This is a genomic window from Olivibacter sp. SDN3, from assembly GCF_014334135.1.
Taxonomy (GTDB): Bacteria; Bacteroidota; Bacteroidia; order Sphingobacteriales; family Sphingobacteriaceae; genus Olivibacter.
Window position 1 is genome coordinate 6,061,370 of the sequence record NZ_CP060497.1, and the last position, 14,203, is coordinate 6,075,572.

The 14,203-nt window shown below is 39.2% G+C and carries 13 protein-coding genes; 3 read left to right on the top strand and 10 right to left on the bottom strand.

The window, feature by feature from the left end:
• Positions 1-37: 37 nt before the first annotated feature.
• Complete coding sequence (locus H8S90_RS25630) at positions 38-1,069, top strand: gliding motility lipoprotein GldB (protein ID WP_187340576.1); 1,032 nt, start codon at positions 38-40, stop codon at positions 1,067-1,069.
• A gap of 26 nt (positions 1,070-1,095) precedes the next feature.
• Here H8S90_RS25630 and H8S90_RS25635 read toward each other — a convergent pair whose 3' ends face one another.
• The 10 genes from H8S90_RS25635 to H8S90_RS25680 all read right to left on the bottom strand — a co-directional run bounded on the left by H8S90_RS25635 (position 1,096) and on the right by H8S90_RS25680 (position 8,851).
• Complete coding sequence (locus H8S90_RS25635) at positions 1,096-1,755, bottom strand: hypothetical protein (protein ID WP_187340577.1); 660 nt, start codon at positions 1,753-1,755, stop codon at positions 1,096-1,098.
• 163 nt (positions 1,756-1,918) lie between these two features.
• A complete protein-coding gene (locus tag H8S90_RS25640) occupies positions 1,919-2,137 on the bottom strand; it encodes a hypothetical protein (RefSeq protein WP_187340578.1) in 219 nt (72 codons plus the stop codon).
• 62 nt (positions 2,138-2,199) lie between these two features.
• Complete coding sequence (locus H8S90_RS25645) at positions 2,200-2,850, bottom strand: hypothetical protein (RefSeq protein WP_187340579.1); 651 nt, start codon at positions 2,848-2,850, stop codon at positions 2,200-2,202.
• A 93-nt stretch (positions 2,851-2,943) separates the two neighbouring features.
• Positions 2,944-3,831, bottom strand: coding sequence for an ATP synthase F1 subunit gamma (gene atpG / locus H8S90_RS25650; RefSeq protein ID WP_187340580.1), 888 nt, complete (start codon positions 3,829-3,831; stop codon positions 2,944-2,946).
• Between the two features lie 36 nt (positions 3,832-3,867).
• A complete protein-coding gene (gene atpA, locus H8S90_RS25655) occupies positions 3,868-5,442 on the bottom strand; it encodes a F0F1 ATP synthase subunit alpha (RefSeq protein ID WP_187340581.1) in 1,575 nt (524 codons plus the stop codon).
• Between the two features lie 48 nt (positions 5,443-5,490).
• Positions 5,491-6,027, bottom strand: coding sequence for an ATP synthase F1 subunit delta (gene atpH / locus H8S90_RS25660; RefSeq protein ID WP_187340582.1), 537 nt, complete (start codon positions 6,025-6,027; stop codon positions 5,491-5,493).
• Between the two features lie 33 nt (positions 6,028-6,060).
• Complete coding sequence (locus H8S90_RS25665; RefSeq protein ID WP_187340583.1) at positions 6,061-6,555, bottom strand: F0F1 ATP synthase subunit B; 495 nt, start codon at positions 6,553-6,555, stop codon at positions 6,061-6,063.
• Between the two features lie 134 nt (positions 6,556-6,689).
• A complete protein-coding gene (gene atpE / locus H8S90_RS25670) occupies positions 6,690-6,893 on the bottom strand; it encodes an ATP synthase F0 subunit C (RefSeq protein WP_105727133.1) in 204 nt (67 codons plus the stop codon).
• 48 nt (positions 6,894-6,941) lie between these two features.
• The gene (gene atpB, locus H8S90_RS25675; protein WP_187340584.1) at positions 6,942-8,114 is read right to left on the bottom strand and encodes a F0F1 ATP synthase subunit A; all 1,173 of its coding nucleotides are present in this window, start codon (positions 8,112-8,114) and stop codon (positions 6,942-6,944) included.
• Between the two features lie 437 nt (positions 8,115-8,551).
• Positions 8,552-8,851, bottom strand: a complete 300-nt coding sequence (locus tag H8S90_RS25680; protein WP_370525674.1) for an AtpZ/AtpI family protein — start codon at positions 8,849-8,851, stop codon at positions 8,552-8,554.
• 382 nt (positions 8,852-9,233) lie between these two features.
• Here H8S90_RS25680 and H8S90_RS25685 point away from each other — a divergent pair, with 382 nt between their 5' ends.
• Together H8S90_RS25685 and H8S90_RS25690 are read left to right on the top strand one after the other, a co-directional pair.
• Positions 9,234-11,951 carry a tetratricopeptide repeat protein gene (locus H8S90_RS25685; RefSeq protein ID WP_187340586.1) on the top strand — a complete coding sequence of 906 codons (2,718 nt, stop codon included), beginning with the start codon at positions 9,234-9,236 and terminating at the stop codon, positions 11,949-11,951.
• 13 nt (positions 11,952-11,964) lie between these two features.
• The gene (locus tag H8S90_RS25690) at positions 11,965-14,202 is read left to right on the top strand and encodes a penicillin-binding protein 1A (protein WP_187340587.1); all 2,238 of its coding nucleotides are present in this window, start codon (positions 11,965-11,967) and stop codon (positions 14,200-14,202) included.
• The last annotated feature ends 1 nt before the right edge of the window (position 14,203 follow it).

The window sequence follows — 14,203 nt, forward strand, 5'->3', positions numbered from 1 at the left end:
CTTTAATGTTTGTATTTTAGCATGCACATCCATATTTATGATAGTATTCAAAAGTACGCAAATCTACCTCTTTTTTTTTACTCTAATCCTGGTATCTTGCACCAGACAACATAAGCCAGATCTCAGCAAAATAACCTTAAATATAAAAATTGAACGTTTAGACCAGGCGCTTGACAGCCTTAACCCCAACAACATACCAACCAAACACCGGAAATGGCAAGAACAGTATGGGCAATTCTATGGCGACTATATTATGCACATGCTTCAAGTTGGAAATCTACAAGACACAGCTGAACTTTTCACTAATTTTAGGGAAATATTACAGAATCGTGATTATAAAGAGCTGAAAAAAAATATTTCAGAGACTTTCCCCGACCTTTCTTCATACGACGAGCAATTAACTGGAGCATTCAAACATATCTTATATTACTTCCCTGAGGTAAAAATCCCTCGATTTGTTTCCTTTTTTTCTGGCTTTACTGTGCAAACTCCGGTTAATGACGAATATATCGGCATCGGTTTAGATATGTTCCTGGGAAGTGAATCCAAATTTTATCCGGCATTAATCCAAAGTATTCCCCGATACGTTTCCCGGAGGTTCACTCCCGAAAACATCCTTCCAAGAACTGTAGAAGCGTATATACGAGAAGAAATATATCCCGAGCCATCATTCACAACACCCGACCTGTTATCGTTGATGGTCTATAATGGAAAAATAATGTATTTGATGGACCAGGTAGTGCCAGCGTTGGCTGATAGCTTGAAATTGGGTTACACGTCTGCTCAAATGGCTTGGGCGCAAAATTATGAAACTGATATATGGGCCTGGCTCTTAACAGAAGATTTACTCTTCAATACTGATTATCATCAAATACAAAAACACCTGGGAGAAGCTCCCTTCACGCCAGACCTAGGTAAAAACAACGAATCTGCTCCTAAGTTAGGTGTTTTTATTGGGTGGCAAATAGTAAAAAAATATATGAAGGAAAATGCTTCATCATTGCAGGAACTGCTAGCGATGCAAGACGCCCAACAAATTTTAAAAGACGCCAAGTACAAGGGCAGATAGTTGCCATGCGAAACGAATACCCTTTACTAGTATCCTACTATTTCACTCTTTCCGTCCCTTCCCGGCGAACCAGAATAAATCTGCCCTTGCGGCACCCCACCTAACCGACCTGCACCGCTACGTATTCCCATTCCTATTTGCGTATAGATATTATAAAGATCTGTCTGCGGATTAACACGATAGCCACCTGCGCGGGTGTCGATCTTTAGGTAGCCAGTTTTATGCTTATTTTCTTGCTGAGGGATTATCCCAGACTGATCGTAGCGGACCTTTACATTCCCTCCGTTACCATTGGGATGGGTACGTGAACCGTTGTTGGCATCTCTCCCACCAGCTAAGATGTATAGTTTACCCAATCTTTCGAAACGGATATCAATATCCATATCACTTCCGTTATTCTTGCTATCTGTACCAACAATATACGCCTCTTCCGGAATTTCGGCATGTTTTACAGTCAATTGCACCTTTTTCTTACCAAAGAATTCCAAGGTAGCTCTATCTTTCATTATCAGGGTATCGATAGTTAACAGCATCGTTGAGTCCCGCTGTTTTACGGCAAAGGTTTTCTTTTTTCTCTTGTCTATTTCGAGCTTTTGAATATACTGTACGCTATCTCCCTCCTGTGCGTAAGCCGAACTTATGGAGAAACATATCAACAAGCCAGCTATGATTATTTGTGCCTTCATCACTAACATACATTTATTTTATCAAACAAATGAACTAACCAACGGTTTGACCGCCACTTGATTCATTTAGTTGGACTACTGCAGGCCGACAGGGTTTAATCTTCATAAAAAAAGGGTACAAGGCGAAAGCCTGTACCCTTAATATTATCCTTGTTAGAAAATTTTACTTCATAATACGGAAAACCGTTCTAAAAGCAATAAAACTTCCAATGATCAATAAGATATTAGCAATGGAAGTAAATAAAAATGAATCTTGTATGAATCGGAAAAAAGCACCCGCCAAGCCAAAAGCTACAGCGATTACTAAAGTTACATAATAATGCGTTTGATTTGCGTTATTATCGGTACTAACGTGCGGTCTTTGTTCTGTTGGGTTTGCCATAATGTATTGTTTGTACAAAAGTAAAATTTTTTCTCTAAAACGGGTAATATGCTGCTCGTTTTTTAAATATTAAAACCAATGGTTAGGTTAAAGCTATTCAGATTAAAAGACTTTGCTGGTAAATGTATATATGATGCGCCCATATCGCCCTGTATAACGGTATTCCTTACCACAAGACGAGGTCTGAACAACTCAAAACTGGTTCGCAAATACCATCTCCGTTTTATTTCAACTTTTAAACCGAGCTCTCTTCCTAAGCCCCAACCGCTCATATAATCTTCCGAGTGCACATTTACAAATTCGTCATTTATTGCATCATAAATATTTCCCTGGGTATCAAAATTTGTACACCAGGCAAAGTCCAGCTTAAAGGTAGGAATAAGCACCATATCTCCCCAAGTAAACGCCTCATATTGAAATTCCGGTCCTCCTCGTAAAGTGGCTAAATGTTCTGTAAAATTATCATCCAAGTTATGAAAATGCCATTTTATACCTATCGATCCTTTAATATAAATACGTTCTGCTGTGCCAATCACCCACTTTGGACCGAAGAATAGGTTAATCCCCAAGGGGAATATACCATTGATTTCATTTGACTGATAGCGGGAAATACCGCCTTCGACTTCAAAATTCAGGCGCTTTTGCTGTGCCTGTATGTTCGTTATCGTGAACAAAGCAAGAAATAAACAGATAAAGCGACAGCGATAGATCATCCAATGATATTTACGGATGAAAATAAAAAAAAACCTCTCTGTTTCCAAAGAGGTTTTTTAGACAATCAACAAGTAGTTAGACACAAACGTCTCTTAGCCGTTTGAGAGCGCAGCCGCACCACTCACGATCTCTGTAAGTTCAGTAGTAATAGCCGCTTGTCTTGCTTGGTTATATGATAATTTCAACGACTTTAGCAACTCTCCCGCGTTATCTGTTGCTTTATCCATAGCAGTCATCCGTGCCCCGTGTTCCGAAGCATGGGAATCCAGTACCGCTTTGTACAACTGTATTTTAATAGATTTAGGAATAAGTTGCTCGATGATCTCTTCCTTCGAAGGTTCTAAGATATAATCAACGGCTAACGGAGCCTTATCTTCTTCTACCGTAACTGCGGGCAATAATGGCAACAACTGTTCTGTTTTTAATACCTGAACCGCTGCATTCTTAAACTGATTATATACCAGTTCCACTTTATCAAACTCGCCATCTAAAAAGCCCTGCATAATGGATGCCGTGATCTTAGCTGTATTTTCGAAATTCAACTTCGAGAATAGCTCGACGTGATTACCCAGAACTTCGTATTTATTTTTTTTATAATAATCTTGTCCTTTTTTCCCTATTGCAACAATTTTTACATTGCCCTTTTTATGTTGCTCACTGTATTTTTTAGTTATCAGTAAGTTAGCGGTTTTTATAACATTTGCATTAAATGCTCCAGCCAAACCTCTATTCGAAGTAACTACTACCAGCAATATCTTGCGTGGCTTACGGTTAGTCATAAAAGGAGAAGATGTTCCTTCTACAGAAGAAGACAAGTTCGACAAAATATCTTGTAGCTTGTCTGCATACGGACGCAGCTGAACGATAGCATTTGTCGCCCGCTTTAATTTAGCAGCAGATACCATCTTCATCGCTCTAGTAATCTGTTGTGTGGAGCTTACAGAGGTTATCCGGTTTCTTACTTCTTTTAAATTAGCCATATTTTAAATTTGTGAGTTGCGAACTAAATAAATTTATTAATAACTCGCCGCAATCTCCTTTGCTACCTTATCTAAAACAGCCGTAATATCTTCCGTAAATTTACCAGCCTTGAGATCTTTCAAAACCTCTGGATGACGTAACTCTAGTTGTTGCAAATAATTAGCTTCGAACTCCTTCACTTTATTCACAGGAACATTACGGAACAAACCTTTTACACCCGCATAGATGATAGCCACTTGTTTCTCCACAGCTACCGGTGCAAATTGACCTTGTTTAAGTATCTCTACATTACGCACCCCTTTATCAAGCACTCCTTTAGTGGCAGCGTCAAGATCGGAACCGAATTTAGCAAAAGCTTCCAGCTCGCGGTATTGCGCCTGATCTAACTTCAGCGTACCTGCAACTTTTTTCATCGATTTAATCTGCGCATTTCCCCCAACACGTGACACCGATATACCTACATTAATAGCAGGTCTAACCCCAGCATTGAAAAGATTGGATTCCAAAAAGATCTGTCCATCAGTAATGGAAATAACATTGGTAGGAATATACGCCGATACATCTCCTGCTTGCGTTTCTATAATAGGCAAAGCCGTTAACGAGCCTCCACCTTTTACTATATCTTTAATCGAATCAGGTAGATCGTTCATACCGCGTGCAATATTATCAGACGCATTGATTTTAGCTGCACGCTCCAATAAACGGCTGTGCAAATAGAATACGTCACCGGGATATGCTTCACGACCTGGAGGACGGCGAAGGAGTAAAGATACTTCACGATACGCTACCGCTTGTTTTGATAAATCATCATAAACAATTAATGCCGGACGCCCTGTATCTCGGAAATACTCTCCAATAGCCGCACCCGCCATCGGGGCGTAAAACTGCATCGGTGCTGGGTCTGCAGCAGAAGCACATACCACTACCGTATAAGCAAGAGCTCCTTTTTCCTCCAATGTACGTACGATGTTCGCTACGGTAGAATTTTTCTGACCAACGGCTACATAAATACAGAAAACAGGCTCACCTGCATCGTAAAATTCTTTCTGATTGATAATCGTATCGATACAAACCGCAGTTTTACCTACTTGACGATCACCGATAACCAACTCCCGTTGACCACGTCCAATCGGAATCATTGCATCTATCGCTTTAATACCTGTTTGTAGAGGTTCATTTACTGGTTGGCGATAGATAACACCAGGCGCTTTACGCTCGATAGGCATGTTGTAGGTTTTTCCAGCTATAGGCCCTTTCCCATCAATCGGCTGGCCTAAGGTATTAACTACCCTACCCAGCATCCCTTCTCCAACCTGTATCGATGCGATTTTATTCGTCCGCTTAATCGTGTCCCCTTCTTTAATTTCATCTGACGGACCTAATAATACCACACCCACATTATCTTCTTCAAGGTTCAATACTATTCCCTGTAACCCGTTGTCAAATTCAACCAATTCGCCTGATTGAACTTTGGTTAAGCCGTAAACCCTTGCAATACCGTCACCCACTTGGAGTACTGTACCCACTTCTTCAAGCTCGGCTTCTGATTTAAAGTTCGACAATTGTTCCCTTAAGATTGCCGATACCTCATCTGGTCTTACCTCTACCATTGTTTTATCTTAATTTTAATATTTTTTATACAATAATAATACGATTAACTACGAATGAAAAGCCCGCTCCAGCTTATTCAATCTTCCTGATAAACTCGCGTCTACCTGTTTGTCTCCTACAGTTACCACAAATCCACCAATAAGTGTTGGATCTACCTGGTTCTCCAAAATTACTTCATGGCCAGTAGAAGTTTTGATAAGCGCTGTTAATACAGTTTTATTTTCATCAGATAAAGCTGTTGCCGAAACAACCTTCGCATGCACGATGCCTTTGTATTCGTTGTACGCTCTAATAAACTCTTTGGACGTACCATACAAAATTTCCGCACGCCCTTTATTCACCATGATCTTAAAAAAGGCCAATACGCTAGGATGAAATTTCTCCTGAAACAACAAAGACAGGATAGTATTCTTTTTGTCCTGCTGAACGATCGGATTTTTTAATACAGCCTGCAATTCGGAATTCTGCTTTAATACGGAAATGAAATACTCCATATCTGTTTTAACCTCATCAATTGCGTGTTGTTCTACAGAAAGATCTAATAAAGCTTTTGCGTATCTGGATGCAACTTTAAATTCTGACATGTCTTTCAATTATTAGCTAATGGACTGACCCTATTAGTTTAACTTTACTTCTTTTAACAATTCTCCTACTAAGGCTTCCTGTTTACCCTTATCAGATAACTCCTGTTGTAAAACTTTGCTGGCAATTTCTAAGGATAACTTCGACACTTGGTTTTTAACATCGGCTAAAGCTATTGCCTTTTGATTGTTTATCTCGATACGTGCTTTCTCGATCATCCGGTTACCCTCAACCTGTGCCTGATCTTTGGCATCTTTTAACAATTGCTCTTTGATTTCCTTGGCCTCTTTCAAAATCAGATCCCTTTCAGCACGAGCGTCTTTTAACAATTGCTCATTTTCGCTGGTCAAGCGTGCCATTTCCTGCTTTGCTTTTTCTGCTGCATCCAATGCATTTTCAATGGAGCGCTCTCGCTCTCCGATAGCTTTCATAACCGGCTTCCACGCAAACTTAGCTAAAAGAAACAATAAAAGAAGAAAGGAAATGGTATGCCAAAAAATCAAACCAATTTCGGGGATAAGTAAATCCATATAATTTGTTATTTAAAATTCAATTCTATTACACTAAACGTTAAATACCTAAATAAACATACCAAAAAAGAACCCACAGACGGCAATCCCGAAGGCAGGTTCCTTGATGAATGGTTTTTCAATTATTTCCCTAATTAAGCAATTAAAGAAACAACCACAGCGAATAAAGCTACCGCCTCAATGAAGGCAGCCGCAATTAACATCGCAGTTTGAATTTTTGAAGCAGCTTCCGGCTGGCGAGCAATGCTTTCCATAGCAGAACCGCCAATTTTACCAATACCTAATCCAGCGCCAATGGCTGCTAGACCTGCTCCAATTGCAGCTAATGTTCCAGTCATTTTAATTTAATTTATATATTTAGTTTAACAATAATGTTTAATATAATGCTAATGATCAGTATGCTCTTCTATAGCCATACCGATAAAAAGTGCAGATAATATGGTGAAGATAAATGCCTGTATAAATGCCACCAACAGTTCAATAGCTCCTATAAATACAACGAAGAAAACTGAAGCGGGAGCCACTGCTAGCGAATTAAAAATAAAAACAAGGCACAATAAGGATAATACCAAAATATGACCTGCTGTTATATTTGCAAACAAACGGATCATCAAGGCAAATGGCTTTGTAAATACACCTATCATCTCTACAGGAATCATCAACGGCTTTAGCCACCACGGAACCGGCGGATTAAATATATGCCCCCAGTAATACTTATTCCCACTAAACAAAATGATAATAAGTGTAAATAATGCTAACACCATCGTTATTGCAATATTTCCCGTAACGTTTGCTCCACCTGGAAAAAAAGGAACCAATCCTAACATATTATTCACCCAAATGAAAAAGAATACGGTAAGTAAATAGGGCATATAACGTTCGTATTTATGCCCTAGATTAGGCTTGGCAATATCATCCCGTACAAAAAGTATAATAGGTTCCAAAACAGACTGCAAGCCTTTCGGTGCTCTCCCCTCCCTTTTCTTGTAACCGTTAGCCACTGTTAGAAAAATAACAAGAAGCAGGGCTACAGAAAAAAAAATCGTAAATACATTCTTTGTAATAGAAAAATCAATCGGACGTTTATTGGTAACTGTCTCTTCCCCTTTTTCATTGGTAGTATGATGTACATAACTTCCATGCGAAGGCTCTTCCGACGCATAGTAAATTTTACCGTGCGAACGGACAAAACGCATACCCGCCTTTTCTACCACTACACTCCCATCATCATTCAAATGGAACTCTTTCGAGCTAAAACTTAGCAAACCATTGTCTGTATATAAGATGATAGGTAAATACAATCCTGTCCACTTATCACCATGTCCCCAAAAATGAAATTCATGGGCATCTCCAATATGATGAAAAATAAAGCTATTAATATCAAACGCCTTTTCTTCATGGTTGTCCTGATGGCCTGGTGCTACAGGCATTTCAGAAATAGAATCAACCGAGTGGTCATGTGCATGATCTTGGGCATTGGCATTCAAAAAAGTGAAGAAAACGGCGAAAAAAGCAAGTATTCCTATTTTTTTTGAAGTCAAAAAGTGGCTAAATTTCATTTATTCAGTGATTTTTACTTATTATTTTGGTGGCGCAAGTTACGCAACAAACACATAACTTCAAAGAGTGTAAATAATAAATATAAAGAAAAATAGTTCAGAACGAAAACTAACTGGTTCTCAGAAAGTTTAAGAACAACGACCAATGCAAAGGTCATGGCAAATAATAATTTGATAATTATTCCTCCCATGATAGCAAAAACACCTATTTGGGCGCTCCTATTTATGCCTAAAAAAGAAATTACATAAGCGATATAGGTCAGCAAAAACAAAAAGAAATAAATCATCCAAAAGTTGGGAGTGAAAAGCAGTACCTGAGGAAAAAAAAATTTAATCAGTCCCACTAGTCCAGCCAAAAATGACCCGAAGACTATGTAATAAATGGTAAACCTTGTTAATCCCATAGGTGCTATAATAGAAACGGCCGACTAAATAGGCTATTTATTTTTCTTCGTGACAGCATATATCGTTCCAACCAAACTGACGCAAACTCCAATCAAGGATAAAATAGCCGTATATAACCCAACCTCTCCCGCTTTATTAACGTCTATTTTATAACCTATAAAAGCGAACAAACCAATAGTCGCTATCATTTGAAAGCCTAACCCTGTATAATATACATAGTTATTATATCCTTGCTTTTTCGATGGCCTATTGTTATTTAAATCGGATTGGCTCATAGTATCCTGCAAACTTAGGGAAATGCGTGTGAATATACAAAAACTTGAAAAGCACATAGCCTTATAGTTTACTCCTTATCAGTTCATTTTTATGGATGAAAAGTTATTGAAAAATAACAGAATTTTATAGTAAGTTTATGCGGGCTTTGTAGCAATCGGGTACGGATTACTGATCACGAAATCCAAATCAAGAAAATTTTTAGATTACTATTGAGCAACTTAACTTTGCATATATATTTTTTTGATGGACCGTCGCCAGAAACACACCATAGGTCACACCGCTTTTACCAGTACAACTACCACATTGCAATTCGGTAATGCGCTAAAAAGTAAATACCTGAGGTGCAGGCTTCAGTACCTCATTTCCCTCATAATTCTTTGTATGTCCGCGTCAGGCTGCTTTCTGTCAAAGCAGGAAAAAAAGAACAGAACTGATCTGATGCAAAATCTGACAACCAAATTTAATATTCTATATCACGCAAATAAACTGCTTAATGAGGCAGAAAAAAATAGAATAGGTGGATATAAAGAAAACTATCAGCGTTTACTCCCCATTTTTATAGAGCCATACGAGTCGAGCATTACCACCAACAACCACGCAATGGATTCTGTTATTCAAAAGGCGATAACGATTATAAACGACAAAAGTGATAGCAAATATGTCAATGATGCCTACTTTTTAATGGCGAAAGCAAACTTTGAAAAAGGTAATTATTACCATGCGGCTGAATTCTTCTCATATGTTGCCAACACTGTAAATGAACAGCAAGGTAAATTACTGGAGTTATCACTTGTATGGAAAGGAAAATCATTACTACAAATAGGTTACCTACAACAGGCTGGTAAGGCGCTTGACTCGGCCTTAATGATTACTTCGACCAGAAAAAATATCCCTCCATTGTATTACGCTACAAAAGCACAATATCTTTTAGCTATAGGCGATAATGAAAACGCTACAGATCTTTTAAATCAAGCAATAGCAACGAGCAATAAAAAGAAAGAAAAACTTAGATGGCATTATCTTATTGGCCAGTTATTACAGAAAAAAAACAACTATTTGGAAGCAGACCTACATTTCAACAAAGTAGTGAAAAGTAATGCGTCTTTTGAGATGGCCTTCAACGCAGGGCTGAATCAGATTGATATGCAAAAAATTACTGGCGACTCGTTACAGACAAATACCTTTGCTAAATTGAGTAAAATGATCAGAAATGATAAGTACAAAGATTTTACCGACCAGATTTACTACATCATAGGCGAAACTTACCTTGCTAACAACAATGAAGGAGAAGCGATCAAACACTATAATCTCTCTCTTAGCGCACACAGTAATAATAGTTTTCAGCGGGCAAAAACTTACAACCGCTTGGCCGATCTCTATTTTGATCAAGCTGCCTACCAACTGGCCAAAAATTATTACGACAGCACGTTAACACTAGCTTCTAGCGACTTTCCTAAGTATAACATCATACGTGCAAAAGTAGATCATCTTGACGATTTGATCGCACAGTATACAATCATCGCCGAGCAAGATGAATTGCAAAAACTAGCAGAATTACCTGAAAATTCCCGCATCAACGCAGTCGACAGTATCTTTGAACGTAAAGAAACCATACAAAAAGATATTGTAAAAAACGATACTCCGCAAGCGAATACGAATGTGTTTGACGGACAACACCTCTCTCCCGATCACTATACCGGCCATGCTGATAACCGCTTCTACTTCAATAATCCTGCAGCTATAAGCAGTGGAACTACCGCATTTAAGAGACGCTGGGGCAACCGTTCGTTAACCGATAACTGGCGTTTTTCCAACAGCAATTCATCCAATACCGGAACAGAAGACCATCCCACATCAGCCGCTCCGCAACAAGAGCTTGTTGTAAACAATATCGAAACATTAACGTCCCTGAAGGAAAACTTCATCAGAACTATTCCACTCACTTCTACCGCTAGGGACTCATCGAATAGAAAAATTATTGATGCGCATTTAAGCCTCGGCGAAATATACCGTGACAATCTCAGAGATGGTGTGGCCGCTATAAAGATCTATACACAATTGATCGATCGCTTTCCAGAATTAAAAGAAAAAGATCTGATAGATTATAATCTGTATAGGCTTTACACCGAACAGGGAGACGAAAAACAGGAATATCACAAAGAACAACTTCTGATCTCCTCACCTGAATCAATATATACAAAAATTATCAGAGACCCACAATATCTGGATAAGTTGGCCAAAGAATCCCAGGTGCTCAATGATATATACACAACCGCCTACAACTTATATGTTGATCGCAAATACCAACAGGTGATGCAATTAGCAGACAGTCTAAATACGATTATTGAAAACGATCAATATAAAAGTATTTATGCACAAATGGCTTACTTAAGAGCAATGGCAGTAGGTAAAACAAAAACGATGGAAATCTTCGAAACATCATTGAAAAATATTCAATTAAACTATCCTGATGATCAACTCATTGTTCCCTTAGTGTCACAACATTTGAACTATATTGATTCGAATAGATTATCTTTGCAGGATAGAAACATAGCATTGATGGTTATTGAAGAAGGAAGAGAACAGTTTGTAGACGAACCCATATTAACAAAATGGCCTGAACTCGTATTTAACCATCAATCAGCCGGTCCTTCCGCTCGCCGTATTTTGGCAGGAAATTTGCCGGGCAATCAACCGGAAATACAGGTGACACCTTTTAATCGGACAGTAAGTTTAGGTAAGGTTAATGTAGGCGCCTATCAGAGACCTCAGCATACCAACAGTTTCAGAGATCTTGATATGCTTCCAGACTCAGCAACTTACTGTTTCGTTATTAACGTAGCGAGTGCAAAAGTGAACCTAAGTCCTTCGAGATATGGAATCGGGCAATTCAACCGGGGACAATATTCATCGAAGAATTTAATGCATCAGATAAAGCGGGTAGATGATGAACTGCAACTGTTATATATTAGCAAATTTAATACTTTTGATGAGGTAATAGCATATCAAGAACGGATCAGCCCCTTGTTAAAAACAATCATGAAAATACCAAGTGGAAGTTATCATACGTTTATCATTACAGAACACAACCTTCAACTGTTAACAGACTTCGATCAGGTAAATGATTATTTCATAAAGTATACAGAACAATTCTAAGGTAAGAAACAAAATGCAACGAAACACCAAGAAAAAAAACAATAAGTTAACCAACAGCGATATTAAACGTTATACTTTTTCTTTCTGGAAATTGTTTGTCGGACTAATTTTGTTAGGTTTTTTATTTTTCGTAAGTGTCGGACTTGGTCTATTCGGAGAATTACCATCTTTCAGAGACCTCGAAAACCCTAAAAGTAACCTTTCCTCTGAAATCATTTCTGCAGACAGCGCGTTACTTGGAACCTATTATGTACAAAATCGGTCTAATGTTACTTATAAGGAGTTGTCTCCTGCGCTGATAAAAGCGCTTATAGCCACAGAAGATATACGCTTTAATTCGCACTCGGGTGTAGATTTTAAACGTACTTTTACCATTATCTTTTATAATCTTATAGGAAAAAAGCAAGGCGCTAGTACCATTACGCAACAGTTGGCACTTAATCTCTTTTCTGATGGGCGTGCCCGCACTCCTGGCAAACGCATTATCCAAAAATTTCAGGAGCTGATTACGGCGGTACGACTGGAAAGAAATTATACGAAAGAAGAAATTCTCACCATGTACCTAAATACCGTAGATTTTGGTGCTTATAACACTTATGGAATAAAATCCGCTGCGAGGACTTATTTCAACACCACTCCTGCAGAACTTACCGCACCGCAGGCGGCAGTGCTAGTAGGCATGTTAAAGGGACCCGGTATTTATTCGCCGATTCGCTATCCTGAAAACGCTCTTAAACGCCGTAATACAGTATTCGACAGAATGCGGACCGCAGGTTTTATCACCTCGGCAGAAGCTGCCGCTTATAAGGAGAAACCTATTGGGTTAACATTCCGGGCAAGTGTTTATGGTGACGGCTTAGCACCCTACCTCAGAGCAGTTTTAAAGAATGATATCAAAAACGTCTTCAATCAGCTATCGATCACGAAAGCAGATGGGACACCTTATGACCTTGACCGAGACGGGTTAAAGATTTACACAACTATCGATTCGCGCATGCAAGCTCATGCTGAAGAAGCACAAAAAGAAATGATGCGTGAACTACAAGTCACCTTCAACAATCAATATAAAGGCAGGGACCCCTTTAAAGGACTCGAAAATCTATTGGATAGAGGTGTTAAACAATCGGATCGCTACCGATGGTTGAAATATAGCGACCACTCAGAAGAGGAAATTAAAAAGGATTTTAATACACCTACCAAAATGACCGTCTTCAGCTGGAAGGGCGAAATAGACACCGTCATGACGCCATTGGATTCTATCAAATATAATAAATTGATATTACGAAATGCCATGATGTCTATGGAACCTCAAACAGGTCATGTGAAAGCTTGGGTGGGCGGTATCAATTTCCAGCATTACAAATATGATCAGGTACGGATGGGAACCCGTCAGGTAGGTTCTACCGCAAAGCCCTTCACTTATGCTGTAGCCATAGATAATGGCTATTCGCCCTGTTTCCGCGTGCCAAATTCACCGATCAATGTGGACGGCTGGCAACCAAAAAGCGAAAACACAGTTGCTGGGCCGATTACACTAAAAAAAGCGCTTGCTAACTCACAGAACTGGGCCACCGCTGATGTCATACAACGCGTAGGCGCTCAGAATGTAGCTAATCTCATTAAAAATTTAGGTATCAGCTCCAACGTACCCGCCTACCCCTCTATCAGCTTAGGGACATTTGACGCTTCGGTATACGACATGGTGGGTGCTTATTCTGCTTTTGTAAACCATGGTGTATGGACCCAACCGATTTATTTGTTACGTATTGAAGATAAGAATGGAACGGTTATCTACGAACATCAGAAAAAAGTCAAGGTGGTGATGAACGATCAGTCAGCCTATGTAATCGTGGATATGCTGAAAGGAGTTGTTAACGAGGGATCCGGTGGGCGTGTGCGTTGGAAATACCATTTGACGAATCCCATTGGTGGAAAAACGGGTACTTCCCAAAGTAATTCAGATGCCTGGTTCATTGGTGTTACTCCAGAACTGGTAAGTGGTGTATGGACGGGTGCTGACGAACGAAGTATCCATTTTAGCAGTACTGCATTAGGTCAAGGTGCCAATGCGGCGCTACCTATGTTTGGGTTGTATATGCAAAAGGTGTATGCCGACAAAGACCTCAACTACTCGCAAGGTGATTTTGAGTTACCGCCCGGCGGGCTACAGCGTGAACTAGATTGCAACAAGTATCAATATGACTATCCAACAGAAAGTGAATCGAAGATTGATGATCGATTGGATTTCTAAA

What these genes read in the sequence shown, in the direction of transcription:
- H8S90_RS25630 (WP_187340576.1), top strand. Translation starts at nt 38, where the DNA reads ATGATAGTATTCAAAAGTACGCAAATCTACCTCTTTTTTTTTACTCTA.
- H8S90_RS25635 (WP_187340577.1), bottom strand. Translation starts at nt 1,755, where the DNA reads ATGAAGGCACAAATAATCATAGCTGGCTTGTTGATATGTTTCTCCATA.
- H8S90_RS25640 (WP_187340578.1), bottom strand. Translation starts at nt 2,137, where the DNA reads ATGGCAAACCCAACAGAACAAAGACCGCACGTTAGTACCGATAATAAC.
- H8S90_RS25645 (WP_187340579.1), bottom strand. Translation starts at nt 2,850, where the DNA reads ATGATCTATCGCTGTCGCTTTATCTGTTTATTTCTTGCTTTGTTCACG.
- atpG (WP_187340580.1), bottom strand. Translation starts at nt 3,831, where the DNA reads ATGGCTAATTTAAAAGAAGTAAGAAACCGGATAACCTCTGTAAGCTCC.
- atpA (WP_187340581.1), bottom strand. Translation starts at nt 5,442, where the DNA reads ATGGTAGAGGTAAGACCAGATGAGGTATCGGCAATCTTAAGGGAACAA.
- atpH (WP_187340582.1), bottom strand. Translation starts at nt 6,027, where the DNA reads ATGTCAGAATTTAAAGTTGCATCCAGATACGCAAAAGCTTTATTAGAT.
- H8S90_RS25665 (WP_187340583.1), bottom strand. Translation starts at nt 6,555, where the DNA reads ATGGATTTACTTATCCCCGAAATTGGTTTGATTTTTTGGCATACCATT.
- atpE (WP_105727133.1), bottom strand. Translation starts at nt 6,893, where the DNA reads ATGACTGGAACATTAGCTGCAATTGGAGCAGGTCTAGCAGCCATTGGC.
- atpB (WP_187340584.1), bottom strand. Translation starts at nt 8,114, where the DNA reads ATGAAATTTAGCCACTTTTTGACTTCAAAAAAAATAGGAATACTTGCT.
- H8S90_RS25680 (WP_370525674.1), bottom strand. Translation starts at nt 8,851, where the DNA reads ATGTGCTTTTCAAGTTTTTGTATATTCACACGCATTTCCCTAAGTTTG.
- H8S90_RS25685 (WP_187340586.1), top strand. Translation starts at nt 9,234, where the DNA reads ATGCAAAATCTGACAACCAAATTTAATATTCTATATCACGCAAATAAA.
- H8S90_RS25690 (WP_187340587.1), top strand. Translation starts at nt 11,965, where the DNA reads ATGCAACGAAACACCAAGAAAAAAAACAATAAGTTAACCAACAGCGAT.